This window comes from Pseudomonas sp. P1_A1 (genome assembly GCF_056406935.1).
Map to the genome: position 1 here is coordinate 193,860 of NZ_JBFTZE010000008.1, position 23,876 is coordinate 217,735.

Here is a 23,876-nt window from a genome sequence, read left to right on the forward strand (position 1 = left end):
ATGCGTGTGTGGTTTTTGAGTGCTGGCCTGGCCTTGATGTGCATGGCCCAGAACGCAGCGGCGGGTACAGTCCTGATCGTTGGCGATAGTATCAGCGCCGGTTTCGGCCTGGATACCCGCTTGGGGTGGGTGTCATTGCTCGAGCAACGGCTCAAGCACGAAGGTTTCGACGATAAGGTGGTCAATGCGTCCATCAGCGGCGACACCAGTGCCGGAGGCCGGGCACGCCTGCCGGCGCTGCTTGCAGAGCATAAGCCTGAGCTCGTCATCCTCGAGTTGGGAGGCAATGATGGCTTGCGCGGAATGCCGCCAACACAATTGCAACAAAATCTTGCGTCGATGATCGACAGCTCCCGCATCAGTGGCGCCAAGGTGCTGTTGCTGGGTATGCAATTGCCACCCAATTACGGTGTGCGTTACACCCAGGCATTTGCCGAGGCTTTCACCAAGGTGGCCGACGAGAAAAAAATCCCGCTGGTGCCGTTTTTTCTCGACGGCGTGGGTGGTCATCCGGACCTGATGCAATCCGACGGCCTGCACCCGGCGGTGGGGGCTCAGGGCAAGTTGCTGGAAAATGTCTGGCCGACACTGAAACCGCTGCTTTGACGCTTTTCTAGCGGCGGCGTTTCGGCTAAGGTGGCGCCCCCGATTTGGAGCCCCCGATGCCGCGTCCTGCCTGGTCCCTTTTTGCCTATCAACTGATCGAGCCTGACGAACAGCTGGATCTGTTCGCCTGCCAGGAAGTGCGGGTGCATCTGGTGACCCGTCAGCTGGAGCTGGGCGGCTCGGCGGACCGAACCTTGTGCGGCAGCCTGTTGCCAGCGCAACCACGCTGGTCGAGCGTTGATCGCACGGTGTTCCAGGACCAGCGCCTGTGCTCGCTGTGCCGGGCCATTCTGGAATCGCAAAAACGCGGCACCTCGCCGATCTGGCCTGAATTGCGGTTCGAGCTGTAGACCCTTGTGGTGAGAGGGGGCTTGCCTGTGGCGAGGGGGCTTGCCCCCGTCGGACTGCGGAGCAGGCCCAAATTCCGATCACCGCGATTTACCGGTTTCACGACGGCTACGCCGCCGAACGGGGGCAATCCCCCTTGCCGCAGGTCTTGCATCTCCCCGAAATAACGGGCGGCGGTGTACAATCGGGTTTTTATACCCTTGTCGATCATGCGAAGGATTTTCCGGATGTTGCCGCGCTTTCCCGCCGTCACCCGCTGCCTGTCTCTTGCCGCCCTTTGCGTGGCGGGTCCTGCTGCAGCATTGGAGTTGCCCCTGCCACCACCCGGTGAAGATATCGTCGGCCAGGTGCAAGTGATCAAGGCCAAGTACGAAGACACTTTCGCCGACCTTGGCACCACCTACGATCTGGGCTATTCGGAAATGGTCGCGGCCAACCCTGGCGTCGATCCATGGCTGCCGGGCGCCGGTACCGAAATCGTCCTGCCGACGCGCTTCATCCTGCCACCGGGTCCGCGTGAAGGTATCGTCATCAACCTGGCCGAGTACCGCCTGTACTACTTCCCCAAAGGCCGGAACGTGGTGTACACCTTCCCGTTGGGTATCGGTCGTGAAGGCTGGGGGTCGCCGATTGCCCATACCAGCATCACCGCCAAGACGCCGAACCCGACCTGGACCCCTCCAGCGTCGATCAAGGCCGAGCATGCCGCCGATGGCGACCCGTTGCCGAACGTAGTGCCGGCCGGCCCGGATAACCCGCTGGGGCCGTTCAAATTCACCCTGGGCACTCCGGGCTACCTGATCCACGGTTCGAACAAGAAGTTCGGCATTGGCATGCGCACCAGCCACGGTTGCTTCCGCATGTTCAACAACAACGTGTTGGAAATGGCCAGCATGGTGCCGGTAGGGACGTCGGTGCGTATTATCAACGACCCGTACAAGTTCGGCCTCAGTGGCGGCAAGGTTTATCTGGAAGCGCACACGCCGCTGGACGACAAGGGCAACCCTTCGGTCGTCGACAAGCACACCGCTGTGATCAACGCGATGCTCAAGCGCGAGGACATCACCAACAACTTGCGCATGGACTGGGATGTCGTGCGTGACGTGGTCGCCGCTGAAGATGGCCTGCCGGTGGAAATCGCCGTGCCGAATACGTCGGCACCGATGGTCTCGACTGCGCCGATCGACCTGCAGCAGTAACGCGTTGAAGCAACCCGCCGATGCAGGCCGCATCGGCGGGTTTTTTATGGCCTGCAGAAACCCCAGGCAATAAAAAAGCCGACCCAAAAAATGGGTCGGCTTGATAACAATCCCGAAGGATTATTACTTGCGGCTAGCTTTGTCCAGCATGCGCAGAGCACGCTCGTTAGCTTCGTCAGCAGTCTGTTGTGCTTTTTGAGCAGCAGCCAGAGCTTCATCAGCTTTACGGTAAGCTTCGTCTGCACGAGCTTGGGAGCGAGCTGCTGCGTCTTCAGTAGCAGTCAGACGTGCTTCAGTTTCTTTCGATACGCTGCTGCAACCGGTAGCCAGAACTGCGGCCAGAGCCAGAGCAGAGAATTTCAGAACGTTGTTCATCGTGTTCCCCTTCAAGGACTTTCTATTAAGTAGCTGTCTCCTCAGAGTGAGGAAATAGCCGGCGTACATACTACCCATTACTTGTAGTAAGTAAACTGACGTAGCGCAAGAAGCAAAAAAAATTGTAGGCGTTGATTCTTTTTCGAGCAACTTTTAACTGAGTTGTATAAAAAATATCCAGCTGCGAGGCCCGAACTGAGCGAGCCGTTGGGAAAAAGTTCCCTGGCCCGGCAGCTGTTTTTCGGTCTTGCCCAAAGTCCGTCTAGATGGGTTTGTCTACACTTGTGTTCGAATTTTGCGCAGCCGCTCGCATATCTTTATCCATGTTGAGGTGACTTAAACAAAGGGCGCTCGTCTTAAGTCTCAATATCCGGCAATGTTCAGGCTTTGACCCGTTCGGTCGAGCCGTCCCTGCGTAATCCGCGGCAACACTCGCCACCCGATGCACAATGACGAGCGTCCCTTGAGCATTTTTGCCAATGGTGCCTACTATTTGATACGTGCTCGGTTGCGCGAGATTGGTGCGGCTCTCTCGGTGTCCATTCAGGCACGGGGTGGCGTAGTTGTTCCTTCGCCGGAAAAACATCGGTAAGGTAGGGGTCAGAATTAAAGACCCGCGAGGAGTAGTGATGAGCGAGGCGTTGTCCATCCACCATGACCAGGCTGGTCATCAGTTCGAGACCACTGTGGACGGTTATCGTGCCTACCTGACCTATATGGATCTGGGAAAACAGACCCTGGATATTTATCGCACTTTTGTGCCCAACGCGTTGCGTGGTCGCGGTATTGCGGCGGCTCTGACCGAGCAGGCGCTGCAATACGCTGATGAAATGGGCTACACGGTGATTCCATCGTGCTCCTACGTGGAGCGCTACATGGAGCGTCATCAGCGGCATGCCGCCAAGCTGTGAGCAAAACCAACGCATAAAAAAACGCCAGGTTCGAACCTGGCGTTTTTTTATGCGTGAAACAGCGATCAGCTGCGATTGCGTTTAGGCAATACGTCCTTGAGCTTGGCATGCATGCTGCGCAAGGTGTTTTCAGTGGCAGTCCAATCGATGCAGGCATCGGTGATCGACACGCCGTATTGCAGGTCGGCGAGGTCTTTCGGGATTGCCTGGCAGCCCCAGTTCAGGTGGCTTTCAACCATCAGGCCGATGATCGACTGGTTGCCTTCGAGGATCTGGTTGGCGACGTTCTCCATCACCAGCGGTTGCAGGGCCGGGTCCTTGTTGGAGTTGGCGTGGCTGCAATCGACCATGATGTTCGGCTTGATGTTGGCCTTTTTCAGCGCTTGCTCGCAGAGCGCGACGCTGACCGAATCGTAGTTCGGCTTGCCGTTGCCACCGCGCAGTACCACGTGACCGTAGGCGTTGCCCTTGGTGGTGACGATCGACACGCCACCTTCCTGGTTGATGCCCAGGAAACGGTGCGGGCTGGAAACCGATTGCAGGGCGTTGATGGCCACTGTCAGGCCGCCATCGGTGCCGTTCTTGAAGCCGACGGCCGAAGACAGGCCGGAAGCCATTTCACGGTGCGTCTGGGATTCGGTGGTGCGTGCGCCGATCGCCGACCAGCTGATCAGGTCCTGCAAGTATTGCGGGGAGATCGGGTCGAGGGCTTCGGTTGCGGTCGGCAGGCCCATTTCGGCCAGATCCAGCAGCAACTGACGACCGATATGCAGGCCATCCTGAATCTTGAACGAGTCGTCCAGGTACGGATCGTTGATCAAGCCTTTCCAGCCAACGGTGGTGCGAGGCTTCTCGAAATACACACGCATGACCAGATACAGGGTGTCGGACACTTCGGCCGCGAGCACTTTCAGGCGCTCGGCGTATTCGTGGGCAGCCTTGATGTCATGGATCGAGCACGGCCCGATCACGACGAACAGGCGGTGGTCGGTGCCATCAAGAATGTTGCGAATGACTTCGCGGCCCTTGGTGACGGTGCGCAGGGCAGCGTCGCTCAGAGGGATATCACGCTTGAGCTGATCGGGAGTGATCAGGGTCTCGTTGGAGGCGACGTTTAGGTCGTTGATCGGTAAATCAGCCATCGTTTACTCGTCAGGTCACGGGTGCCGGCCGCCAGCGAACCCGCGCGGCGGAGCACAGCAAATTAAGCGCGTCGGGGAGCCGAACCTTAGCGCGTTACACCGTGGGTCGACAATGGGCAGACACCGGTTTAATGGGCATTCTCCGTCAGTTTCCCTGCCGCGGCGGGGAAACTGACGGAGAATGCACCCTAGCCCGGTACTGGCTGTGCAAATGCCTTGCGAACGGTGTCGTGGGAGAACTCGTCGGCGTGATGCTGGACCCATTCGAGAGCAAGGGCCTGAATATCCTGGAGGTCGTCGTGCGGGTCATGCAGGCGACAGTAACGTTCGATCTGGCAGATCCGCTCACCCATCCGCGCGCAAAACAGCGTCTGTTCGTCGACGAAGGCGATGCCCACCAGATAGCCGCGTTTTCGTCGCAAACACCACGCCACATAACCCAGGAAACGCAAGTCCGGGTTCAGGGTCGGCATGCGTATTTCCAGCGCCGTACCGTGGCGCCACGCGCGGTGGTAATTGCAAGCCATGCCGCCGAGGCTGATAGTGTGCAGCTCTTGCCGCGAAATACACTCATGTTTGAGCAACGTTAATTCGACGGGCACATCGTCAGGATGAGGAAGATAACGTCTCATGAACACGGACTCCCTGTGTCGGCCACTTGACACTGTTTCTCCCAGTATAGTGGTCGAATCGGAACTGACCGATTTCGACGCCGACCAACGGTTGCTGGCAATGAGCGGCACTTCACTGGTGATTTTTACCAGCGTCGGCTGCGCCAGTTGCCGTTTTGCCCGCGAGCAGTTGCCCAGGCTCGAACTGGCGGTCGATCGGCTGTGCTGGATCGATGCCGGAAGCAATGGCGGGGTGGTCGAGCGTTATCGGGTCTTTCATTTGCCGGCGCTGTTTGTGGTGCGCGACGGTGAGTATTTCGGGGCGCTACAGTCGCGCCTGACCCGCACAGCGCTCAACGAGGCTGTGGGCCAGGCGCTGAATCGACCAGCAGAGGAGCTGCCATGACAGGCACAGTGGCCAAGCCGACAATCGGCATTATCGGGACCGGCGCGATCGGTGGTTTCTACGGGCTGATGCTGGCGCGTGCCGGCTTCGATGTGCATTTTCTGTTGCGCAGCGAGTTTTCAGCGGTGGCCGAACGCGGCTTGCATCTTGACCATGCGTCGTTGGGCCCGCTGACCCTGAACGCGATCCAGGCCTATTCATCAGCTGCCGACATGCCGCCCTGTGACTGGCTGCTGGTGGGCGCCAAGACCACCAGCAACGCGGACCTGGCACCGGCCATTATTCAAGCCGCGGCACCTGATGCCAAAGTGCTTTTGCTGCAAAATGGCCTGGACGTCGAAGACCATCTGCGCGAGTTACTCCCCGATTCGCTGCACCTGCTGGGCGGGCTTTGTCTGATCTGCGTCCATCGCGCCGGCCCCGGGGTCATCACCCATCAAGCGCTGGGGGCGGTGAACGTCGGCTACCACAGTGGCCCTGCCGCCGATGCACAGGCACGCATGAACATCGTCGAGGAGGGCGCCGGATTGTTCCGCACTGCCGGTATCGACGCCCAGGCCATGCCGAATCTGCAGCAGGCGCGCTGGCAGAAACTGGTCTGGAATATTCCCTACAACGGTCTGTCGGTGCTGCTCGGGGCCAGCACCATACCGTTGATGGCGGATGCCGACAGCCGCGCGCTGATTCAGGCCTTGATGGCCGAAGTGGTTCAAGGGGCCAAGGCCTGCGGCCATGACATGCCGCCGGGTTACGCCGATTATCTGTTCATGATGACCGAGAAAATGCCCGACTACTGGCCGAGCATGCATCACGATTTTCTGCACCAGCGGCCGCTGGAACTGGACGCCATCTACACTCGGCCACTGGCAGCGGCGAAGACGGCGGGATGTGAGTTGCCGCGAATCGAGGCCTTGTATCGCAGCTTGAGTTTTATCGACCGACGTAACCACTGAGTCGGTCAGAAGGGGGAAGGGCATGGCAAATGTCATAGACGACAAACTGGTGCTGGCGATTTCTTCGCGAGCGCTGTTCGATTTGAGCGAGAGCCACAAGGTCTATCTGTCGAGCGGCGTCGAGGCTTATCGGCAGTACCAGATCGAACACGAAGACGAAATTCTCGAGCCCGGCGATGCATTCCCGTTGGTGGAAAAACTCCTGAACCTGAATACCCGTCTCGGCCGTGCCCGGGTCGAGGTGATTCTGGTGTCGCGCAACAGCGCCGACACCGGCCTGCGGGTTTTCAACTCGATTCATCACTATGGCCTGTCGATCTCGCGTGCGGCGTTCGTCGGCGGGCGCAGTCCTTATCCGTACCTCAAGGCCTTTGGTTGCGACCTGTTTCTTTCGACCCATGCCGAAGATGTGCGCAATGCGCTGGAGGCCGGATTCGCCGCAGCGACTATTCTATCGGGCGGTGCCAGTCGCGCCGCCAGCGATGAATTGCGCATTGCTTTCGACGGTGACGCGGTGTTGTTTTCCGACGAGTCGGAGCGGGTCTATCAGTCGGGAGGCCTGGCGGCGTTTCAGGCCAGCGAGCGTGAGGCGGCCCGCGAGCCTTTGCGTGGCGGGCCGTTCAAAGGCTTCCTCGCGGCGCTCAATCTGTTGCAGCGTGAGTTCCCCGATGATGCCTGTCCGATCCGCACCGCGCTGGTGACCGCGCGATCGGCGCCGGCTCATGAACGGGTGATCCGCACCTTGCGCGAATGGGACATTCGTCTGGACGAATCGCTGTTTCTTGGCGGCCTGACCAAATCGGCTTTTCTCGAAGCCTTTGCCGCCGACGTATTTTTCGACGATCAGGCAGGCCATTGCGAGCTGGCCCGTGAAGTGGTCGCCACCGGGCACGTGCCCCATGGCATCAGTAACGAGCCATCGGTTTAAAGCCCGGCGGTTCAATGCGTTGCGCCGGGCGCCGTACTCGCCATGGCACTGCTAAGCTGAATCAATCTCCGCCATGTTGGCATTCGAGGAGGTCATATGATTCGTTCGATGCTGTATGCCACTGACTTGGGTCTGTACGCACCCTTGGTGATGCAGCATGCCTTGGAACTGGCTCGAACATTCAATGCCGACTTGTATGTGGTGCACGCGGTAGAGCCCATGGGGCTGTTTGCCGAATCCGTGTTGCAGAGCTATCTCGACGAGAAGGCCTTGAACGAATTTCACAGTCAGGGTCTGAACAATGTGATCGCCAATATTCAGCAACGGGTGCTCGACAACTTTCGCGAAGAGCTGGGGGATGAAGGAGAGCAGGATTTGCAGCGGATTCAGGCAGTGCGGGTGCTGCAGGGCGATCCGTCGCAGGTGATTCTCGACCAGGCGCAGAAACTCTCTGTCGATTTGCTGATCGTAGGGAGTCACAGCCATGGTGCTGGCGCGGAAACGCCGTTGGGTCGAACCGCTGCGCGCGTGTTGCAACTGGCCAGGGTGCCGGTCTATTTGGTGCCGCTGGTAGAGCGTCGCCGCAAAGAGGATCGCTAGAACACGAATAATGGCATTTTGACAAAAAAGTTCTAGATTTATTGGTCTAACCATTAATATAGTTATATACCGTCGCTGATGCCCGTGGCGTCTACCTGCTTTGAGGGATTCATATGAAGCTTCAACAATTGCGCTACATCTGGGAAGTGGCGCACCACGACCTCAACGTTTCTGCTACAGCCCAAAGCCTCTACACCTCGCAACCGGGCATCAGCAAACAGATTCGTCTGCTGGAAGACGAATTGGGGGTCGAGGTTTTCGCCCGCAGCGGCAAGCATCTGACCCGCGTTACCCCGGCCGGCGAGCGCATCATCACCACCGCCGGTGAGATCCTGCGCAAAGTTGAAAGCATCAAACAGATCGCCCAGGAATTCTCCAACGAGAAAAAAGGCACCCTGTCGATCGCCACCACCCACACCCAGGCGCGTTATGCATTGCCGCCGGTGATCAGCAATTTCATCAAGCAATACCCGGACGTTGCCCTGCACATGCACCAGGGTTCGCCGATGCAGATCGCCGAGATGGCTGCGGACGGCACCGTCGATTTCGCCATCGCCACCGAAGCCCTGGAGCTGTTCGGTGATCTGGTGATGATGCCGTGCTATCGCTGGAACCGCTGCGTGGTCGTGCCTCAGGGCCACCCGCTGACCAAGCTGTCGAAGCTGACCCTCGAAGCCCTGGCCGAATACCCGATCGTGACGTACGTATTCGGTTTCACCGGCCGTTCGAAACTCGACGAAGCCTTCAGCCACCGTGGCCTGACACCGAAAGTGGTGTTCACCGCCGCTGACGCCGACGTGATCAAGACGTACGTTCGCCTGGGGCTGGGCGTGGGTATCGTGGCGAAAATGGCGGTCGATTCCAAGCTCGATAGCGACCTGGTGGTGCTTGATGCCAGCGAGTTGTTCGAATCCAGTATTACCAAAATCGGTTTCCGTCGCGGCACTTTCCTGCGTGGCTTCATGTGCGACTTTATCGAGAAGTTCGCTCCGCACCTGACCCGCGAAGTGATGGCCAAGGCCATTCAATGCCACAACAAACAGGAACTGGAAGAGCTGTTCGACGGCGTCGAACTGCCGGTCCATTAAACGTCAACAGACGCTAGACCACCTCGGTGACAGCAAACTGTTGCCGAGCGCCCGCCACCAGAATCTCCACTTCATCCCCTTCGAACTTGCCCAGCAGGCTTTTACCCAGCGGCGAACGAGGGGTGATGACGGTAATCAGTTGCCCCACCAGATCAACCTTCAACCCGGCTGCGTCGGGGGCCAGGAACAGCCATTGTTCGCGACCCTTTTCGTCTTCCAGACCGAGCAGGGCGCCGACCTCGATGCCGCGCCGCTCGTCATAAGGCCGCAGTGTCAGGTTCTGGCAAAGGGTCAATGACAGTTTGATTTCCTCCACGCGCCTGGCTTGCCCGGCCGCCAGATAAGACGCCTCCAGCCCCAGGGTGTCGTACTTGTTTTCGGCTATGTTTTCTTCGTGGGTCGCGGTTTCGTAAGCGGTTTGCGCGGCACGCTCGGCGATGTCGAGATCGATCCGCAGCTTATCGATAATCAGTTGGTGGACGGTCGGCTTGTGCATAGAGAGCTTCATGATCAATCGCAGAATTGCAGGATGTTGGCGCGGCTTTTTTCGCTCGGCGCGGTCTGGTCCTGTTGCAGCCAGAACTGACATTTTGGATTGGCCAGATTGTGTTTGCTGCTTCTGGCCTGTTCCACCATTTGCTGCTGATCGTTCCTGCGCAGGTGTTCCTCGTACTGTTCGAACATCGGGTTTTGCGCAGCAGGTTGTTCAATCACCGGCGGCTTGGCCAGTTGCTCCACCGCTTGGGCCAAGGGTGCCAATTGCTCGTTGAACAACAGGCGCCAGGCGAGCCAGCAGGTCAGCGCGATCGCGATAAATCCCAGCCACAAACCGAGGGCGATGCTGCCGGTCAGTTGCAGCGCATTGAGCTGGATCGGCATGGAGCGGCGCGGGTGGGGACGGTAGGGCATGACTGCCTCCTGGCGGGTGGTCGCGGGCGAGTGGCGATTGTCGCACGAAGATTAATCGTCGTCGGCTCTTCTGCGCGGGGTAATTTATGCGGACAATCGGCGCTTTTGCCAACGGGAACCTGGAATGCCTGAAATGAAAACCCGCTGGGATATTTTTTGCACCGTGGTCGACAATTTCGGCGACATCGGTGTGACCTGGCGTCTGGCCCGCCAACTGGTGGCCGAACATTCAGTGACGGTGCGCTTGTGGGTCGATGACCTGCGGGCCTTCGAGCGGTTGTGTCCAGAAATCGACATCCACGCCACGCAGCAGTGGCAGCAGGGTGTCGAGGTGCGACAGTGGTCAGCGCACTGGCAACCCACCGAAGCCGCGGATGTCGTTATCGCCGCGTTCGCCTGCCAGTTGCCGAGTGCTTATATGGAGGTCATGGCCGACCGGGAAAAGCCGCCGCTGTGGATGAACCTCGATTATCTGAGCGCCGAAGACTGGGTCGTCGGTTGTCACGGCTTGCCGTCGGTGAAGTACAAGAACGTGCAGAAGTTCTTTTTCTTCCCGGGTTTTCGCAAGGGCACCGGTGGCTTGCTGCGTGAGAGGGGATTGCTCGAGCGGCGTCGGCAGTTTCAGCAAAGTCCCCAGGCTCAGCGAGAATTCCTGCAAGGCCTGGGGGTTGAACGCGCCCCGAATGCACAATTGATCTCGCTGTTCGCCTACGAGAATACCGGGCTGGCCAGTTGGCTCGACGCCATGGCTGCCGACTCGACGCCCACTCATCTGTTGGTGCCCGAGGGCCGGATTCTCGGCGATGTCGAACGCTGGCTGGGAGTGGATGGGCTGACAGCCGGCGCAGTGCATGTGCGCGACGCCCTGACCGTGCAAGTGCTGCCGTTCGTCCGGCAGGATCAATATGACCTGCTGCTGTGGAGCTGCGATTTCAACGCTGTGCGCGGCGAAGATTCCTTTGTTCGCGCGCAATGGGCAGGCCGGCCACTGCTCTGGCACATCTATCGGCAGGACGAAGATATCCACCTGGACAAGCTCGACGCTTTCCTGGCCCTGTACATCCAAGGCCTGTCCAAATCTGCTGGCGAGGCGATCAGCGGTCTATGGCGGGCATGGAATGCAGGTGAGACAATGGTCGAGCACTGGAAATCAACCCGCAAACATTGGCCGGAACTGGAAAAACATGCCGAGGCGTGGTGTCTGGAACAAGCCTTGCAGGCAGATCTTGCCGCAGCGCTGGTACAGTTTTACCTAAATTGGATATGATACGCGGCCTAGATTTTTGTAAATCCCATCCAAATTCGGATATTCGCAATGAAAACTGGTAAAGAACTGAAACCCGGTATGGTGATCCGTATCGACAACGATCCTTGGCTGGTTCAGAAAGCTGAATTCACCAAGTCGGGTCGTAACAGCGCGATCATGAAGACCAAGCTGAAAAACCTGTTGACCGGTTACAAGACCGAGACCGTTTACAGCGCCGACGACAAACTGGACGACGTGATCCTCGACCGCAAAGAAGCGACCCTGTCCTTCATCAGCGGCGACTCCTACACGTTCATGGACACCACTGACTACACCATGTACGAGCTGAACGCTGAAGACATCGAAGCCGTTCTGCCTTTCGTTGAAGAAGGCATGACCGATGTTTGCGAAGCGATCTTCTTCGAAGAGCGTCTGGTTTCCGTAGAACTGCCGACCACTATCGTGCGTCAGGTTGACTACACCGAAGGCTCCGCTCGCGGTGATACTTCCGGCAAGGTGATGAAGCCTGCCAAACTGAAGAACGGTACCGAGCTGTCGGTTGCTGACTTCATCGAAATCGGTGACATGATCGAGATCGATACCCGCGAAGGCGGTTCCTACAAAGGCCGTGCTAAATAAGCACCGCTTGAGGAATGAAAAAGCCCGACCATTGAGTCGGGCTTTTTTGTGGGCGAATGATCAAGATCAACAGATCGCAGCCTCGTTGCACTCGACAGCTCCTACAAGGGTTTGATTGATTCCCTGTAGGAGCTGTCGAGTGCAACGAGGCTGCGATCTGTTACTCAGTGATTAAACGGCAACGTGCAGGCGTACATCGACGTTGCCACGCGTGGCGTTGGAGTACGGGCAGACCTGGTGGGCGGCGTCGACCAGGCTTTGTGCATCGGCTTGTTCAAGGCCCGGCAGGCTGATGTGCAGGTCGATGTCCAGACCGAAACCGCCAGGGATCTGGCCGATGCCGACATGGGCGGTGATCGAGGCGTCGTCGGGGATTTTGCGTTTGGTCTGGCTGGCGACGAATTTCAGTGCGCCGATGAAGCAGGCGGAATAACCGGCGGCGAACAGTTGTTCAGGGTTGGTTGCCGCGCCGCCAGCACCGCCGAGTTCTTTCGGAGTCGCGAGTTTGACGTCGAGGACGTTGTCGCTGGAGATCGCACGACCGTCACGGCCGCCGGTGGAGGTTGCGATTGCGGTGTAGAGAGTTTGCATGGTGTGAGCCTCGTTTTGGATTGGGTATTCCGCGCTAAATGTTTGCGCGCTAAGTAAGTGCGAAGTGAATGTAGCTCGCCAATATTTAGTGCGCAAGATAAATTTTTGAAAAAAATTGATCCTGCCCATCACCTGGAGATTCGATCAGGCGGGAGATGCTTGAGATAGAGGCTTTCGTGCGGGATTTATGCGAAGTGAATTTTTTACGACGGGGGGAGGAGGCCTTCGCGGGCAAGTCGGATCGCGAGCGGTGCGGTGATCCGACTTGCCCGCGAAGAACGATAACGCGGTCTAAAGGCTGTCTTGCAGGTGGCTGCGCAGCTCCTGGAGATCCGCTTGCAGCTTCTTCAACTGTTCCAGTGTCTGCCCGCTGGCGCCGAGGATGCACTGCGGAATATCGCGCGCCTTGTCTCGCAGCGCATGGCCTTGCTCGGTGAGTTCGACAATCACCACCCGTTCGTCTTCGCGGCTGCGGGTGCGGCTCAGCAGGCCTTCGGCTTCCAGGCGTTTGAGCAGCGGGGTGAGGGAACCGGGATCGGTCAGCAGTCGGGTGCTGATTTCGCCGACCGTCAGCCCATCCTTTTCCCACAACACCATCATCGCCAGGTACTGCGGATAGGTCAGGCCCAGCGCTTGCAGCAGCGGCTTGTAGACCTTGGTCATCAGCAGCGAGGTGGAATGCAGGGCGAAGCAGACCTGATTATCCAGCAGCAGGTTATCGCAGTTGTCCGGGGTGTCGCGCTCGGTGTTCATTTCAAAGCCTTGATCAGTGATCGTCATGAATCTAGCGGGCGAATCTTTAATGCGCCAGATAATTCTGGACTAGTGGCGGTCCAGGTTGGTTTGCAGTGCCAGATCCCACGGTGGGACGGGGCTGAAACGGGTCTTCAGGTATTCCAGCAGCAAGCGGCTACGCGAACTGGGCTGCTGCTCCAGGCGTAACGCATAAATACCGGTGCTTTCCGGTTTTGGCAGACCTTTTTCGCAGAACAGCGGCAGCAGTTCGCCGCGCAATAAATATTCACTGGCCAGCCAGGTCGGCAGATGCGCGATACCCAACCCGGCCAGTGCGCCGCAGACCAGCGCCTCGGCGTTGTTGGCGCTCATGCGGATTCGCGCAGGCCGGTGCAAATGCATTTCCCCATCCCGCTCGAAGCGCCAGGCGAACGGCGGAGCCAGGCCGTCCCAATCCAGACCGTCGTGCTCGACCAATTGCGCCGGCTCGGTCGGCACGCCACGGCGTTGCAGGTAATCGGGGCTGGCGCAGGCGATGCGCACCATGCTCGCCAGCGGCGTGGCCACCAGCCGGGTATCGGCCATTTGCCCGGCACGCAGCACCAGGTCGACCTTGCCCAGGTTCGAACCCTGCATGTCGACAAAACTGTCGATCAGGTGCAATTGCACGTCGAGGCCGGGGTAAAGGGTCAGGAAGTCGGCAATCACCGGTGCCAGATGGCGTCGTCCGAACGCTGCCGGCGCATCGACCCGAATCAAGCCTTCCGGCGCATTGCTCAGGGACACCGCTTCCGCCCGGGCCAGCCGCAGCTCCGCGACGATCCGCCGCGCACGCTCGGCAAAGGCCAAGCCTGCCGGGGTAGCCCGCACTGCGTGGGTGCTGCGAATGAACAGCTGACTGCCGACGGCGCTTTCCAGGCTATCGATGCGTCGCGCCACCGCCGATGGCGTCAGGGGATGACGGCGGGATGCAGCGGAAAAACTGCCGGTTTCCAGCACATCCAGAAACAGCCCGAGTTGTTCGGTCAATTGATTGGGGTTCATGGCTTCGTCAACGCTTGTGCGAATTTGGCACAGCCATTGTGCGTTGCTATGCGTTTCCCTGCCAGAGCCGACTGCGTAGGATGAGCGGCCTGACAAGAGGAAACCGCCTGTGATTGAGTTCGTGATGTACCTGGTATTTGGCGCCGCCCTGGGCACCCTCGGCGGGCTCTTCGGCATTGGGGGCGGGTTGGTCGCGATTCCGCTGCTGGGCGTGTGGTGCGGTCTCGATCAGCAGGTCGCCCAAGGCACGGCGCTGGTGATGGTGGTGCCGAACGTGATGCTGGCGCTATGGCGCTATCACCAGCGTAATCGCATCGAATTGCGTCATGCGCTGCCATTGGCTTCGATGGGATTCTGCTTCGCCTGGATCGGTTCGATCTGGGCGGTGGGCATCGATGCGCAAACCATGCGCGTGGGTTTTGTCGCGTTCCTGGTCGCGCTGTCGGCCTACAACCTGATGCGAATGTTCACCGCCACCGCGCCGGCGTCTTCACAGATGCATTATTCATGGCCGTGGCTGGGTGTGCTCGGCGCGGCTTCCGGGACCATGGGCGGGTTGTTTGGAGTGGGTGGGGCGGTGGTGGCAACGCCGGTGTTGACCAGTCTGTTTGGCACCAGCCAAGTGGTTGCCCAGGGCTTGTCGCTGGCGCTGGCATTGCCGAGCACGGGCGTCACGTTGGCGACTTATGCGGTGCACCATCAGGTGCACTGGGCGATCGGTATACCGTTGGCGGTCGGTGGATTGATGAGCATCAGTTGGGGCGTGAGAATCGCCCACGCACTGCCGGAGCGGCTGTTGCGCGGGCTGTTCTGCGGATTTCTGGTGTTCTGCGCGGTGATGCTCGCCTTTAAAGTTTGAAGCCTTCGACGATGTGCTCGGCCAGGCATTCGGTGATCGGCGAAGGGTTGTTCAGGTTGCGGATCAGCATGATGCTGGCTTCCGGCAACAGCGGCAGGTCTTCGTCGGCGCCAAGGATGCGCATGTCTGGCGTGATCAGGCTTTCCAGTTGCGCGGTGATCGCAAGCCCTGCACTGACCACGGCCATCAACGCCGACAGGCTGGAGCTGTTGTAGGCAATGCGATAATCGCGACCCATGGCGTCCAGCGCATTACACGCCCAGGCACGGCAGAAACAATCGCTATTGAACATCGCCAGGGGCAGCGGCGTCTGCTCGTGGGCGTTGAAGCATTGGGCCTCGGCCCAGACAAAACGCTCCTTGCGCAACAATTGGCCAATCTCGTTGCCCGGCTCGCGGGTGACGATGGACAGGTCAAGGTCCTGGCGCTGCAACAGTTGCCGGGTTGATTCGCAGTGAACCTCGATCTGGATCAGCGGGTAGAACTGCGCGAAGCGCGACAGGATGCCCGGCAGAAAGCGCATCACGTAATCGTCGGGCGTGCCGATGCGCACCGTGCCGACCATGTGCGGCTCGCGCAGGGTATTGAAAACTTCGCTGTGCAGTTTGAGGATGCGCCGCGCATAGCCCAGCAATACCTGGCCTTCGGCGGTCAACTTGACCTGGCGCCCGTCACGTTCGAACAGCTGGCGCTGCAACACGTCCTCTTCCAGGCGTTTCATCTGCATGCTCACCGCCGACTGAGTGCGGTTGACCATTTCACCGGCGCGGGTAAAGCCGCCCTGATCGGCGATTGCGACGAAGGTGCGCAGTACATCGGTGTCGATACTGGGGTAGGCGGACATTCATCAATCTCCGAGATGCATGCCATCAGAAACATTCGTTGGTTTGATCTTATCGCTGAGGCGAGACTGGATCCATCCCAAAGGAGGGCTACACGATGAAAGGTCACAACGAGCATGTAACGCAAGAAAAATTCTCAATCCACGCGGTATCCGATCTGCTGCACAAGTTTAGTCGCTGGTACGAACTTCACCGTGAACGTGAAATGCTGGCGAGCCTGAGCGACGAAGCACTGAAGGACATCGGCGTGAGCCGTGCAGATGTGGAGCATGAGACGGTAAGACCGTTCTGGGATGATCCGATGCACAAATGATGATGCCATCGCTACACAAACCGCTTTCGGGTGAGGTAGGTTGCGAGCAGACAAGGAGATGCTCATGCCCGCCACACTGTCTTTTTCCCTCAAACAGGCTCGACGTCTGGCGCTGGCCGCCCAAGGGTTCAACGGGCGCCAGCTGCCGGCGGCGATCAAACCGGTTCAGCTCAACCGGCTGATCGAACGGCTCGGCATTCTGCAGATCGATTCGGTCAATGCATTGGTGCGTTCGCACTACCTTCCCTTGTTTTCCCGTCTTGGCAATTATTCAACCGACTTACTCGATCAGGCTGCCTGGAGTCAGGGCCGTCGGCGCACGTTATTCGAGTATTGGGGCCACGAAGCTTCGTTATTGCCGTTGTCGATGTACCCCTTGATGCGCTGGCGCATGCAGCGCGCAGCCGGTGGCGAAGATATCTACCAGCAACTGGCGCGTTTCGGTCGTGAGCAGCAGGACACGATTCGCCGTGTTTTAGCGTCGGTCCAGGAGCTCGGTGCGCTGGGGGCGGGCAGCCTGTCGACCCGTCAGGAACGGGCAGGGCCGTGGTGGGACTGGAGCGCCGAAAAGCATGCGCTTGAATGGTTGTTCGCCGCCGGTGAAGTGACCGTGGCCAGCCGGCGCGGGTTCGAACGGCTTTATGATTTGCCGGAACGGGTGATTCCTTCGGCGCTTCTGCAGCAGCCCTTGCCCAGTGAAGCCGAAGCCCAGCGCGGGTTGTTGCTGCATGCCGCCACGGCGTTGGGCGTCGGCACGGAAAAGGACCTGCGGGACTATTTTCGCCTGAGCCCGGCAGACAGCCGGCCGCGTCTGGCGGAACTGGTCGAGGGCGGAGAGCTGCTGGTCTGTGAGGTTGAAGGCTGGCGGCAACCGGCTTATTGCCTGGCTGAGCCGAAAGTGCCGCGCAAGGTCGAGGCCAGTGCGCTGCTTTCACCATTCGATTCGTTGATCTGGGAGCGCAGCCGTACCGAGCGATTGTTCGATTTCCGTTATCGGCTGGAGATTTATACGCCGCAGCACAAACGCGTCTACGGCTATTACGTCTTGCCGTTTTTGCACAATGAGCGGATTGCTGCACGGGTTGACTTGCGAGCCGAACGAGCGTCGGGCCGGTTGGCGGTGCATGCCGTGCATGAGGAAGAGCCGGGGCTGGATGATGAAGGGATGCTGGCGTTGGCGGTCAATCTGCGGCGGATGGCGGACTGGTTGGGGCTTGAGCGGGTTCAGCTGAATTGCCCGCGGGCGAGTGCGGCGAGGTTGCGGGGGGCGTTGGCATAGATTGATGGTGGTTGAACCAACGCCATCGTGTAGGAGCTACCGAAGGCTGCGATCTTTTGGCGGTCTGGAGTCAAAACAAGATCAAGATCAAGATCAAAAGATCGCAGCCTGCGGCAGCTCCTACACTCACCGGCGGACTTGCTTCAGGGTCTCGGCAATCAAAAACGCCAGTTCCAGCGACTGATCGGCATTCATCCGCGGGTCGCAATGGGTGTGATAACGATCCGACAACCCGTCTTCGGTAATCGGCCGCGCGCCGCCGATGCATTCGGTGACGTTCTGCCCGGTCATTTCGATGTGGATGCCGCCGGCATAACTGCCTTCCGCTTCGTGAACCTGGAAGAACTGCTTCACCTCGCCAAGGATCTGCGCGAAGTCGCGGGTCTTGTAACCGCTGCTGGCCTTGATGGTATTGCCGTGCATCGGGTCGGAACTCCAAAGCACTTGCTTGCCTTCGCGCTGCACCGCGCGAATCAGCTGCGGCAGGTGATCGCCGACCTTGTTTGCGCCCATCCGCGCAATCAGGTTCAGGCGCCCCGGGTCGTTGTCCGGGTTGAGCACATCGATCAGGCGAATCAGGTCTTCAGGGTTCATGCTCGGGCCGACCTTGACCCCGATCGGGTTATGCACCCCGCGCAGGAATTCGACGTGAGCACCGTCCAGTTGACGGGTACGGTCACCGATCCACAGCATGTGGGCCGAGCAGTCGTAGTAGTCGTTGGTCAGGCTGTCGCGACGCACGAAGGCTTCTTCGTAGTTCAGCAGCAGCGCTTCGTGGGCGGTGAAGAAACTGGTTTCGCGCAGTTGCGGCGAGCTGTCCATGCCGCAGGCACGCATGAAGGCCAGGGTTTCATCGATGCGATCGGCCAGGTGGCTGTATTTCTCGGCCAGTGCCGAGTTGGCGATGAAGTCCAGGTTCCATTTGTGTACCTGATGCAGGTCGGCAAAGCCGCCCTGGGCAAAGGCGCGCAGCAGGTTCAGGGTCGCGGTGGACTGGTGGTAGGACTGCAGCAGGCGATCCGGGTCCGGCACGCGGCTTTTTTCGTCGAAACCGATGCCGTTGACGATGTCGCCACGGTAGGCCGGCAGCGTCACGCCGTTGATGGTTTCATCGTTGGCCGAACGGGGTTTGGCGAACTGACCGGCCATGCGTCCGACTTTGACTACCGGGCAACCGGCGGCGAAAGTCATGACGATCGCCATTTGCAGCAACACTTTAAAGGTGTCGCGAATTTTCGCGGCGGAGAATTCGGCGAAGCTTTCGGCGCAGTCGCCGCCTTGCAACAGAAACGCCCGGCCCTGGGTGACTTCGGCAAACTGACGGCGCAACTCCCGCGCTTCACCGGCAAACACCAGTGGCGGATAGCTCGCCAGGGTTTGCTCGACGTGCAGCAAATGCGCCGCGTCGGGGTATTGAGGTTGTTGCTGGATCGGCAGGGCGCGCCAGCTGTCAGGGCTCCAGGGTTGGCTCATCGCAGTCTCTAGTGTTTTACGCTCGGACGGTTATGTTATCAGCAATTAGTGCGTGACCTGCTCCCGTCGCTTCGCGGACAATCGCGCCTTTGCTGCTTTATGTTGCGGTTTATCGCGTTGCCGGGGCCGGTAACGATCAGGAGACGAAATGACTGAGGAGCGCGTCGAGCATCTGCTCGCCGAGGTACAGGATGAGTTCGGCGTGATTCGCGTGCTGGAAGTGGCCGATTACCGTTTCCTGGAGTTCGGTGACGCCATCGAACAGAGCTGCGTGTTCACCGCCGACCCGAGCTGGCTCGAGTACGATTACACCCGCGCGATGCTGATTGGTGCGCTATGCCACGAGCAGCCGGAAAGCGCGCTGTTCCTCGGCCTTGGCGCCGGGACACTGACCCAGGCTTGCTTGAAGTTCCTGCCACTGGAAGATGTCGAAGCCATCGAGCTGCGCCCTGACGTACCGCGCCTGGCCATCGAATACCTGGGGCTGGATGATGATCCGCGGCTGTACATTCGCGTCGGCGATGCGCTGGAGTTGCTCGATACGGCGGAACCGGCCGATCTGATTTTCGTCGACCTGTATACCGATGTCGGGCCGGGTGTCGGGCACCTGGCCTGGAGTTTTCTGGAAAACTGTCAAAAACGCTTGAATCCGGGTGGCTGGCTGGTGATCAACCAGTGGGCCACCGACGATGGCAAACCGTTGGGCGCAGCGTTGTTGCGCGGTCTCTATCACCGGCATTACTGGGAACTGCCGGTGAAGGAGGGCAACGTGATTCTGATCGTGCCATCGGAGCTGGATCAGGAGCTGGACATGGAAGGGCTGATCGCCCGCGCAGAAGGCCTGGCGCCGCGGTTGGGGTATTCGTTGCAATCGTTGATCAAGGATATTCGGCCGGCGACTTAATGCGATGAGGTCATCTGTGGCGAGGGAGCTTGCTCCCTCGCCACAAAAGCCGATCTGTCAGCAGCCTTTGAAGACGCCTGGCCGCTTCTCGATCATCGACCGCACACCCTCCTTGGCGTCCTCGCTGTTGAGCAGTTTCTTCACCAGCGGCGGCAATGCCTGGGTCGCAGCAATTTCACCCTCGTAGCGCGCCTGTCGCGCAGACATCAACGTCGCCTGAACCCCCAGCGGTGCCTGCCTCGCAATCCTCTCGGCCAACTCGATCGCCCGTGGCAGCAAGTCCTCGCTGGCCATGACTTCCTGCACCAGGCCCAGATGCAAGGCGTCATGTGCATCGAATTCATCGCCGGTGAGCAGCCAGCGCATGGCGTTGCCCCAACCGGCGACCTGATGCAGGCGCAAGGTGGCGCCACCGAACGGGAGGAGTCCGCGCTGCACTTCCTTTTGGGCAAAACGGGTATTGCTGGCGCACAGGTTGATGTCGGCGGCCAGCATCAATTCGATGCCCGCGGTCAGGCAGTAGCCTTGCGCCGCGACAATCACCGGTTTGCTGACCCGGGGGCCGCCGAACACGCCCCAGGGATCGCAGCCACCGGGCGGTGCCTGCCAGCCTTCGGCCAGGGCTGCGCCGGCGCTGACCAGGTCGAGCCCGGCAGTGAAGTGCTCGCCATGGCCGAACACCACCGCGACCCGCGCCTCACTGTCGGCTTCGAATTCGCCATAGGCCAGGCTGAGTGCGTTGAGCAGGTCGAGGTCGAAGGCATTGCGCTTGGCCACCCGATCCAGGCCGATCATCAGGACATGACCGTGCCGTTCACGGGTTACACGACTGGGGCTGGGCTGATTCATGGAGCATTTCCTCGGGTGGGGAGGGGGAATATGAGACCAAAGGTCTGCGTCACCACGGTGAACCGTTTTAGCGCCATCGTCAGCAGGGCCGGGCCTTTGCAAAATAGACGGTTGTACGATTATCCGCAAAGCCCGTGACACAACGGCGTATGCCGGTTTTTTCCGATAAAAAAAGCTCCCTTTTTGGCCGAATTCCGGTATAGTGCGCGCCGGCCTTTAACCGGGCCGCGTTTAGGTAGCGCAATTCCCCGAAGCCAGCTTCGGCTGCACGTCCGCCCTGCGGACTCTTCCTTGACGATTCTTTTCATTCATTCGTTTTCGCAAATCCCCGCCGACAAAGCTGCCAGGGCGACTCTTGAGTCTCAACACGGCATGCGCAGCTTTGGAGCATGGGTCTTTGCGGATGCACTTAGAGGCAGACCCATGACCCAGGAAATCGGCGGCTTCGCCGCTCTTGAACTTCACCCTAATATTGTCGCTGCAGTAGTCGCTACCGGCTATGAAGAGCCTTCGGCCATTCAGCAGCAGTCGATCCCGATCATTCTCGCCGGTCACGATATGATTGGCCAGGCGCAAACCGGTACCGGTAAAACCGCTGCCTTTGCCCTGCCGATCCTGCACCGCATTGATCCGTCCAAGCGCGAGCCGCAAGCTCTGATCCTGGCCCCAACTCGTGAGTTGGCGCTACAAGTTGCAACCGCTTTCGAAACCTACGCCAAGCAAATGCCGGGCGTAACTGTTGTGGCTGTCTACGGCGGCGCGCCGATGGGCCCACAATTGAAAGCAATCCGTAATGGCGCACAGATTGTTGTCGCCACTCCGGGTCGTCTGTGCGACCACCTGCGTCGCGACGAAAAAGTCCTGACTACCGTGAACCACCTGGTTCTCGACGAAGCGGACGAAATGCTCAAACTGGGCTTCATGGACGACCTGGAAGTTATCTTCAAGGCCATGCCGGAAACCCGTCAGACCGTATTGTTCTCGGCCACCTTGCCGCAATCGATCCGTGCCATCGCCGAACGCCACCTGCGCGATCCGAAACACGTGAAGATCCAGAGCAAGACTCAGACCGTTACCGCGATCGAACAGGCTCACCTGTTGGTTCACGCTGACCAGAAGACTTCTGCCGTTCTCAGCTTGCTGGAAGTGGAAGATTTCGACGCCCTGATCATGTTCGTGCGCACCAAGCAAGCGACCCTGGACCTGGCCAGTGCCCTGGAAGCCAAAGGCTACAAAGCCGCTGCGCTGAACGGTGACATTGCCCAGAACCAGCGTGAGCGCGTCATCGAATCCCTCAAGGATGGCCGTCTGGACATCGTTGTGGCGACCGACGTTGCCGCTCGTGGCCTGGACGTTCCGCGTATCACTCACGTGTTCAACGTTGATATGCCGTACGACCCGGAATCCTACGTTCACCGTATCGGCCGTACCGGCCGTGCCGGTCGCGAAGGTCGCGCGCTGCTGCTGGTCACTCCTCGTGAGCGCCGCATGCTGCAAGTGATCGAGCGTGTTACCGGTCAGAAAGTTGCCGAAGTTCGCCTGCCGGACGCTCAAGCTGTTCTCGATGCCCGCATCAAGAAACTGACCAACAGCCTGTCGCCGCTGGTAGGTGATGCCGAGTCGACTCACGGTGATCTGCTGGATCGTCTGACTGCCGACATCGGTTGCAGCCCGCGTGCCCTGGCCGCAGCCCTGCTGCGCAAGGCTACCAACGGTCAAGCGCTGACCCTGGCCGCCATCGAGAAGGAGCGTCCACTGGTGCCGAACAATGCACCGCGTGGCGATCGTCCAGAGCGTTCCGGTGATCGTCCGGACCGTGGTGACCGCGAGCGTCGTGCTCCGATCCCGCTGGCTGAAGGCCGTGCTCGTTGCCGTACCGCGCTGGGCGCGCGTGACGGTATCGCTGCCAAGAACCTGCTGGGCGCCATCCTCAATGAAGGTGGTCTGGCGCGTGAAGCCATCGGTCGCATTCAGGTGCGTGACAGCTTCAGCCTCGTCGAGCTGCCGGAAGATGGTCTGGAGCGTCTGCTGACCAAGCTGAAGGACACTCGCGTTGCCGGTAAGCAGTTGAAGCTGCGTCGCTACCGCGAAGATTGATCCGCTTGCGAGCTGATTGATCGAACATAAAAATCCCCGACTGGTTCGGGGATTTTTTATGCCTGTGGAAAAGATCAGCCGAAACGATAAATATCCATCCCCAGCGCCCCCATGGTGAACCCCTGGTGCACAACGCTGAACTCACCCCCGGCCGAGCGGGCGAAGTACAGTGGCAGCAGATGTTCGTCACTCGGATGGTTGCGCACAGCGTTCGGCGCTTGCTGGCGATAGTCGTGCAGCGCGGCTTCATCGTTCGCTTCGAGCTTCTCGATCATCCAGTCGCGGAACGCCTTGGCCCAGGGTTCGACGCTTTCCGGGCCGGCGTGCCAGTCCAGTTCGCGCAGGTTGTGGGTAATGCTGCCAGAACCGATCAACAGCACGCCGTGCTCGCGCAGGCTGGCCAGGGCATGGCCGACGCGGGTTTGCAGCGCCGGGCCGCCACGGGTGGGCAGCGAGACCTGCACCACCGGGACATCGGCCTGCGGGTACATCAACGACAAGGGTACCCAAACGCCGTGGTCGAAGGGGCGCTTGGTATCGATGCGCGCAGGCAGGCCATCGGTTTTCAGCAGCTCGACAACCTCTGTCGCCAGTTGCGGGCTGCCGGGTGCCGGGTACTGCACCTCGAACAAGGCCCGCGGAAAACCGCCGAAGTCGTGCCAGGTTTCGGGTTGAGGGTTGCCGCTGACCAGCAATTCGCTGCTTTCCCAGTGCGCGGAAACGATCACGATGGCCTTGGGCTTGGGCATTGTCGCCACCAGATCCGCGAGGGCCGGCCCACTGGCGCCAGGTTCCAGGGCCAGCATGGGGGAGCCATGAGAGATATACAGGCTGGGGAACATAATTGAGCTCCTGGGAGTAAGATGGCAGCATCTTCAGTCAGATCATTGATCTAAATCTAATATAAGTTTTAGGGTCTTTTGATCGAA

Annotated in this window: 28 protein-coding genes; 16 read left to right on the forward strand and 12 right to left on the reverse strand. The window is 59.5% G+C overall.

Translation table 11 applies throughout. The annotated features are described in order from the left end of the window. The 3 genes from AC1D2Q_RS14480 to AC1D2Q_RS14490 all read left to right on the forward strand — a co-directional run bounded on the left by AC1D2Q_RS14480 (position 1) and on the right by AC1D2Q_RS14490 (position 2,153). Entirely contained in the window at positions 1-606 is a 606-nt protein-coding gene (locus tag AC1D2Q_RS14480; RefSeq protein ID WP_477813607.1) for an arylesterase, read from the forward strand. 56 nt (positions 607-662) lie between these two features. Continuing rightward, entirely contained in the window at positions 663-956 is a 294-nt protein-coding gene (locus AC1D2Q_RS14485) for a hypothetical protein (protein WP_007899882.1), read from the forward strand. Between the two features lie 225 nt (positions 957-1,181). Next, the gene (locus AC1D2Q_RS14490) at positions 1,182-2,153 is read left to right on the forward strand and encodes a L,D-transpeptidase family protein (protein WP_477813608.1); all 972 of its coding nucleotides are present in this window, start codon (positions 1,182-1,184) and stop codon (positions 2,151-2,153) included. A gap of 123 nt (positions 2,154-2,276) precedes the next feature. On the opposite strand, the gene oprI is transcribed toward AC1D2Q_RS14490, so the two are convergent. After that, on the reverse strand, positions 2,277-2,528 hold the full coding sequence (oprI, locus tag AC1D2Q_RS14495; protein WP_002553018.1) for an outer membrane lipoprotei OprI: 252 nt from the start codon (positions 2,526-2,528) through the stop codon (positions 2,277-2,279). Between the two features lie 629 nt (positions 2,529-3,157). Here oprI and AC1D2Q_RS14500 point away from each other — a divergent pair. Continuing rightward, a complete protein-coding gene (locus AC1D2Q_RS14500) occupies positions 3,158-3,439 on the forward strand; it encodes a GNAT family N-acetyltransferase (RefSeq protein WP_007939987.1) in 282 nt (93 codons plus the stop codon). Positions 3,440-3,504: 65 nt separating this feature from the next. On the opposite strand, the gene AC1D2Q_RS14505 is transcribed toward AC1D2Q_RS14500, so the two are convergent. Both AC1D2Q_RS14505 and AC1D2Q_RS14510 read right to left on the reverse strand, forming a co-directional pair. After that, on the reverse strand, positions 3,505-4,581 hold the full coding sequence (locus AC1D2Q_RS14505; RefSeq protein WP_018929799.1) for a 3-deoxy-7-phosphoheptulonate synthase: 1,077 nt from the start codon (positions 4,579-4,581) through the stop codon (positions 3,505-3,507). Positions 4,582-4,769: 188 nt separating this feature from the next. Next, positions 4,770-5,213 (reverse strand): PilZ domain-containing protein, encoded by a 444-nt coding sequence (locus AC1D2Q_RS14510; protein ID WP_477813609.1) that lies wholly within the window; start codon positions 5,211-5,213, stop codon positions 4,770-4,772. Between AC1D2Q_RS14510 and AC1D2Q_RS14515 the strand changes: the two genes are divergently transcribed. The 5 genes from AC1D2Q_RS14515 (at position 5,212) to cysB (ending at position 9,167) form a co-directional block, all read left to right on the forward strand. Next, positions 5,212-5,598 carry a thioredoxin family protein gene (locus AC1D2Q_RS14515; RefSeq protein WP_477813610.1) on the forward strand — a complete coding sequence of 129 codons (387 nt, stop codon included), beginning with the start codon at positions 5,212-5,214 and terminating at the stop codon, positions 5,596-5,598. The two genes, AC1D2Q_RS14510 and AC1D2Q_RS14515, sit on opposite strands and share 2 nt — an antisense overlap. Then, on the forward strand, positions 5,595-6,551 hold the full coding sequence (locus AC1D2Q_RS14520) for a putative 2-dehydropantoate 2-reductase (protein ID WP_477813611.1): 957 nt from the start codon (positions 5,595-5,597) through the stop codon (positions 6,549-6,551). Before AC1D2Q_RS14515 ends, AC1D2Q_RS14520 begins: the two co-directional genes overlap by 4 nt. Positions 6,552-6,573: 22 nt before the next feature. Beyond that, positions 6,574-7,479, forward strand: a complete 906-nt coding sequence (locus AC1D2Q_RS14525; RefSeq protein ID WP_018929795.1) for a 5'-nucleotidase — start codon at positions 6,574-6,576, stop codon at positions 7,477-7,479. Between the two features lie 96 nt (positions 7,480-7,575). After that, on the forward strand, positions 7,576-8,079 hold the full coding sequence (locus tag AC1D2Q_RS14530; RefSeq protein ID WP_007939995.1) for a universal stress protein: 504 nt from the start codon (positions 7,576-7,578) through the stop codon (positions 8,077-8,079). Between the two features lie 113 nt (positions 8,080-8,192). Further along, a complete protein-coding gene (cysB, locus tag AC1D2Q_RS14535) occupies positions 8,193-9,167 on the forward strand; it encodes an HTH-type transcriptional regulator CysB (protein ID WP_477813612.1) in 975 nt (324 codons plus the stop codon). 13 nt (positions 9,168-9,180) lie between these two features. On the opposite strand, the gene AC1D2Q_RS14540 is transcribed toward cysB, so the two are convergent. Together AC1D2Q_RS14540 and AC1D2Q_RS14545 are read right to left on the reverse strand one after the other, a co-directional pair. Continuing rightward, complete coding sequence (locus AC1D2Q_RS14540; protein ID WP_477813613.1) at positions 9,181-9,663, reverse strand: GreA/GreB family elongation factor; 483 nt, start codon at positions 9,661-9,663, stop codon at positions 9,181-9,183. 14 nt (positions 9,664-9,677) lie between these two features. Then, complete coding sequence (locus AC1D2Q_RS14545) at positions 9,678-10,076, reverse strand: hypothetical protein (RefSeq protein ID WP_477813614.1); 399 nt, start codon at positions 10,074-10,076, stop codon at positions 9,678-9,680. A gap of 124 nt (positions 10,077-10,200) precedes the next feature. Between AC1D2Q_RS14545 and earP the strand changes: the two genes are divergently transcribed. Then, complete coding sequence (earP, locus tag AC1D2Q_RS14550; RefSeq protein ID WP_477813615.1) at positions 10,201-11,343, forward strand: elongation factor P maturation arginine rhamnosyltransferase EarP; 1,143 nt, start codon at positions 10,201-10,203, stop codon at positions 11,341-11,343. Between the two features lie 48 nt (positions 11,344-11,391). Further along, positions 11,392-11,961, forward strand: coding sequence for an elongation factor P (locus tag AC1D2Q_RS14555; protein ID WP_007940000.1), 570 nt, complete (start codon positions 11,392-11,394; stop codon positions 11,959-11,961). A 171-nt stretch (positions 11,962-12,132) separates the two neighbouring features. Here AC1D2Q_RS14555 and AC1D2Q_RS14560 read toward each other — a convergent pair whose 3' ends face one another. The 3 genes from AC1D2Q_RS14560 to AC1D2Q_RS14570 form a co-directional block, all read right to left on the reverse strand. Beyond that, the gene (locus tag AC1D2Q_RS14560; RefSeq protein ID WP_477813616.1) at positions 12,133-12,552 is read right to left on the reverse strand and encodes an organic hydroperoxide resistance protein; all 420 of its coding nucleotides are present in this window, start codon (positions 12,550-12,552) and stop codon (positions 12,133-12,135) included. 291 nt (positions 12,553-12,843) lie between these two features. Next, positions 12,844-13,305 carry a MarR family winged helix-turn-helix transcriptional regulator gene (locus AC1D2Q_RS14565; RefSeq protein WP_477813684.1) on the reverse strand — a complete coding sequence of 154 codons (462 nt, stop codon included), beginning with the start codon at positions 13,303-13,305 and terminating at the stop codon, positions 12,844-12,846. A gap of 69 nt (positions 13,306-13,374) precedes the next feature. After that, on the reverse strand, positions 13,375-14,331 hold the full coding sequence (locus tag AC1D2Q_RS14570; RefSeq protein ID WP_477813617.1) for a LysR family transcriptional regulator: 957 nt from the start codon (positions 14,329-14,331) through the stop codon (positions 13,375-13,377). A 124-nt stretch (positions 14,332-14,455) separates the two neighbouring features. Between AC1D2Q_RS14570 and AC1D2Q_RS14575 the strand changes: the two genes are divergently transcribed. Further along, positions 14,456-15,190, forward strand: a complete 735-nt coding sequence (locus AC1D2Q_RS14575) for a sulfite exporter TauE/SafE family protein (RefSeq protein ID WP_477813685.1) — start codon at positions 14,456-14,458, stop codon at positions 15,188-15,190. Here the strand turns inward: AC1D2Q_RS14575 and AC1D2Q_RS14580 are convergent. Next, positions 15,180-16,034, reverse strand: a complete 855-nt coding sequence (locus AC1D2Q_RS14580; RefSeq protein WP_305409746.1) for a LysR substrate-binding domain-containing protein — start codon at positions 16,032-16,034, stop codon at positions 15,180-15,182. The genes AC1D2Q_RS14575 and AC1D2Q_RS14580 overlap by 11 nt on opposite strands. 95 nt (positions 16,035-16,129) lie before the next feature. On the opposite strand from AC1D2Q_RS14580, the gene AC1D2Q_RS14585 reads away from it, so the two are divergent. Further along, positions 16,130-16,345, forward strand: coding sequence for a DUF1127 domain-containing protein (locus AC1D2Q_RS14585; protein WP_477813618.1), 216 nt, complete (start codon positions 16,130-16,132; stop codon positions 16,343-16,345). A gap of 64 nt (positions 16,346-16,409) precedes the next feature. Next, on the forward strand, positions 16,410-17,624 hold the full coding sequence (locus tag AC1D2Q_RS14590; protein ID WP_477813619.1) for a winged helix-turn-helix domain-containing protein: 1,215 nt from the start codon (positions 16,410-16,412) through the stop codon (positions 17,622-17,624). A 126-nt stretch (positions 17,625-17,750) separates the two neighbouring features. On the opposite strand, the gene AC1D2Q_RS14595 is transcribed toward AC1D2Q_RS14590, so the two are convergent. Further along, positions 17,751-19,097, reverse strand: a complete 1,347-nt coding sequence (locus AC1D2Q_RS14595) for a class II 3-deoxy-7-phosphoheptulonate synthase (RefSeq protein ID WP_007899909.1) — start codon at positions 19,095-19,097, stop codon at positions 17,751-17,753. 148 nt (positions 19,098-19,245) lie between these two features. Between AC1D2Q_RS14595 and AC1D2Q_RS14600 the strand changes: the two genes are divergently transcribed. Beyond that, the gene (locus AC1D2Q_RS14600; RefSeq protein ID WP_007940010.1) at positions 19,246-20,001 is read left to right on the forward strand and encodes a spermidine synthase; all 756 of its coding nucleotides are present in this window, start codon (positions 19,246-19,248) and stop codon (positions 19,999-20,001) included. 57 nt (positions 20,002-20,058) lie between these two features. Here the strand turns inward: AC1D2Q_RS14600 and AC1D2Q_RS14605 are convergent, their stop codons facing one another. Then, a complete protein-coding gene (locus AC1D2Q_RS14605; protein ID WP_111455028.1) occupies positions 20,059-20,850 on the reverse strand; it encodes a crotonase/enoyl-CoA hydratase family protein in 792 nt (263 codons plus the stop codon). 423 nt (positions 20,851-21,273) lie between these two features. On the opposite strand from AC1D2Q_RS14605, the gene AC1D2Q_RS14610 reads away from it, so the two are divergent. Then, positions 21,274-22,947, forward strand: a complete 1,674-nt coding sequence (locus AC1D2Q_RS14610; RefSeq protein WP_007940012.1) for a DEAD/DEAH box helicase — start codon at positions 21,274-21,276, stop codon at positions 22,945-22,947. 74 nt (positions 22,948-23,021) lie between these two features. Here AC1D2Q_RS14610 and AC1D2Q_RS14615 read toward each other — a convergent pair whose 3' ends face one another. After that, complete coding sequence (locus AC1D2Q_RS14615; RefSeq protein ID WP_477813620.1) at positions 23,022-23,789, reverse strand: DODA-type extradiol aromatic ring-opening family dioxygenase; 768 nt, start codon at positions 23,787-23,789, stop codon at positions 23,022-23,024. Positions 23,790-23,876: the final 87 nt, after the last annotated feature.

What these genes read in the sequence shown, in the direction of transcription:
- AC1D2Q_RS14610 (WP_007940012.1), top strand. Translation starts at nt 21,274, where the DNA reads ATGACCCAGGAAATCGGCGGCTTCGCCGCTCTTGAACTTCACCCTAAT.
- AC1D2Q_RS14525 (WP_018929795.1), top strand. Translation starts at nt 6,574, where the DNA reads ATGGCAAATGTCATAGACGACAAACTGGTGCTGGCGATTTCTTCGCGA.
- AC1D2Q_RS14590 (WP_477813619.1), top strand. Translation starts at nt 16,410, where the DNA reads ATGCCCGCCACACTGTCTTTTTCCCTCAAACAGGCTCGACGTCTGGCG.
- AC1D2Q_RS14520 (WP_477813611.1), top strand. Translation starts at nt 5,595, where the DNA reads ATGACAGGCACAGTGGCCAAGCCGACAATCGGCATTATCGGGACCGGC.
- AC1D2Q_RS14560 (WP_477813616.1), bottom strand. Translation starts at nt 12,552, where the DNA reads ATGCAAACTCTCTACACCGCAATCGCAACCTCCACCGGCGGCCGTGAC.
- oprI (WP_002553018.1), bottom strand. Translation starts at nt 2,528, where the DNA reads ATGAACAACGTTCTGAAATTCTCTGCTCTGGCTCTGGCCGCAGTTCTG.
- AC1D2Q_RS14530 (WP_007939995.1), top strand. Translation starts at nt 7,576, where the DNA reads ATGATTCGTTCGATGCTGTATGCCACTGACTTGGGTCTGTACGCACCC.
- AC1D2Q_RS14480 (WP_477813607.1), top strand. Translation starts at nt 1, where the DNA reads ATGCGTGTGTGGTTTTTGAGTGCTGGCCTGGCCTTGATGTGCATGGCC.
- AC1D2Q_RS14585 (WP_477813618.1), top strand. Translation starts at nt 16,130, where the DNA reads ATGAAAGGTCACAACGAGCATGTAACGCAAGAAAAATTCTCAATCCAC.
- AC1D2Q_RS14595 (WP_007899909.1), bottom strand. Translation starts at nt 19,097, where the DNA reads ATGAGCCAACCCTGGAGCCCTGACAGCTGGCGCGCCCTGCCGATCCAG.
- AC1D2Q_RS14605 (WP_111455028.1), bottom strand. Translation starts at nt 20,850, where the DNA reads ATGAATCAGCCCAGCCCCAGTCGTGTAACCCGTGAACGGCACGGTCAT.
- AC1D2Q_RS14570 (WP_477813617.1), bottom strand. Translation starts at nt 14,331, where the DNA reads ATGAACCCCAATCAATTGACCGAACAACTCGGGCTGTTTCTGGATGTG.
- AC1D2Q_RS14615 (WP_477813620.1), bottom strand. Translation starts at nt 23,789, where the DNA reads ATGTTCCCCAGCCTGTATATCTCTCATGGCTCCCCCATGCTGGCCCTG.
- AC1D2Q_RS14580 (WP_305409746.1), bottom strand. Translation starts at nt 16,034, where the DNA reads ATGTCCGCCTACCCCAGTATCGACACCGATGTACTGCGCACCTTCGTC.
- cysB (WP_477813612.1), top strand. Translation starts at nt 8,193, where the DNA reads ATGAAGCTTCAACAATTGCGCTACATCTGGGAAGTGGCGCACCACGAC.
- AC1D2Q_RS14505 (WP_018929799.1), bottom strand. Translation starts at nt 4,581, where the DNA reads ATGGCTGATTTACCGATCAACGACCTAAACGTCGCCTCCAACGAGACC.
- AC1D2Q_RS14600 (WP_007940010.1), top strand. Translation starts at nt 19,246, where the DNA reads ATGACTGAGGAGCGCGTCGAGCATCTGCTCGCCGAGGTACAGGATGAG.
- AC1D2Q_RS14565 (WP_477813684.1), bottom strand. Translation starts at nt 13,305, where the DNA reads ATGAACACCGAGCGCGACACCCCGGACAACTGCGATAACCTGCTGCTG.
- AC1D2Q_RS14515 (WP_477813610.1), top strand. Translation starts at nt 5,212, where the DNA reads ATGAACACGGACTCCCTGTGTCGGCCACTTGACACTGTTTCTCCCAGT.
- AC1D2Q_RS14540 (WP_477813613.1), bottom strand. Translation starts at nt 9,663, where the DNA reads ATGCACAAGCCGACCGTCCACCAACTGATTATCGATAAGCTGCGGATC.
- AC1D2Q_RS14510 (WP_477813609.1), bottom strand. Translation starts at nt 5,213, where the DNA reads ATGAGACGTTATCTTCCTCATCCTGACGATGTGCCCGTCGAATTAACG.
- AC1D2Q_RS14485 (WP_007899882.1), top strand. Translation starts at nt 663, where the DNA reads ATGCCGCGTCCTGCCTGGTCCCTTTTTGCCTATCAACTGATCGAGCCT.
- earP (WP_477813615.1), top strand. Translation starts at nt 10,201, where the DNA reads ATGCCTGAAATGAAAACCCGCTGGGATATTTTTTGCACCGTGGTCGAC.
- AC1D2Q_RS14490 (WP_477813608.1), top strand. Translation starts at nt 1,182, where the DNA reads ATGTTGCCGCGCTTTCCCGCCGTCACCCGCTGCCTGTCTCTTGCCGCC.
- AC1D2Q_RS14545 (WP_477813614.1), bottom strand. Translation starts at nt 10,076, where the DNA reads ATGCCCTACCGTCCCCACCCGCGCCGCTCCATGCCGATCCAGCTCAAT.
- AC1D2Q_RS14500 (WP_007939987.1), top strand. Translation starts at nt 3,158, where the DNA reads ATGAGCGAGGCGTTGTCCATCCACCATGACCAGGCTGGTCATCAGTTC.
- AC1D2Q_RS14555 (WP_007940000.1), top strand. Translation starts at nt 11,392, where the DNA reads ATGAAAACTGGTAAAGAACTGAAACCCGGTATGGTGATCCGTATCGAC.
- AC1D2Q_RS14575 (WP_477813685.1), top strand. Translation starts at nt 14,456, where the DNA reads ATGTACCTGGTATTTGGCGCCGCCCTGGGCACCCTCGGCGGGCTCTTC.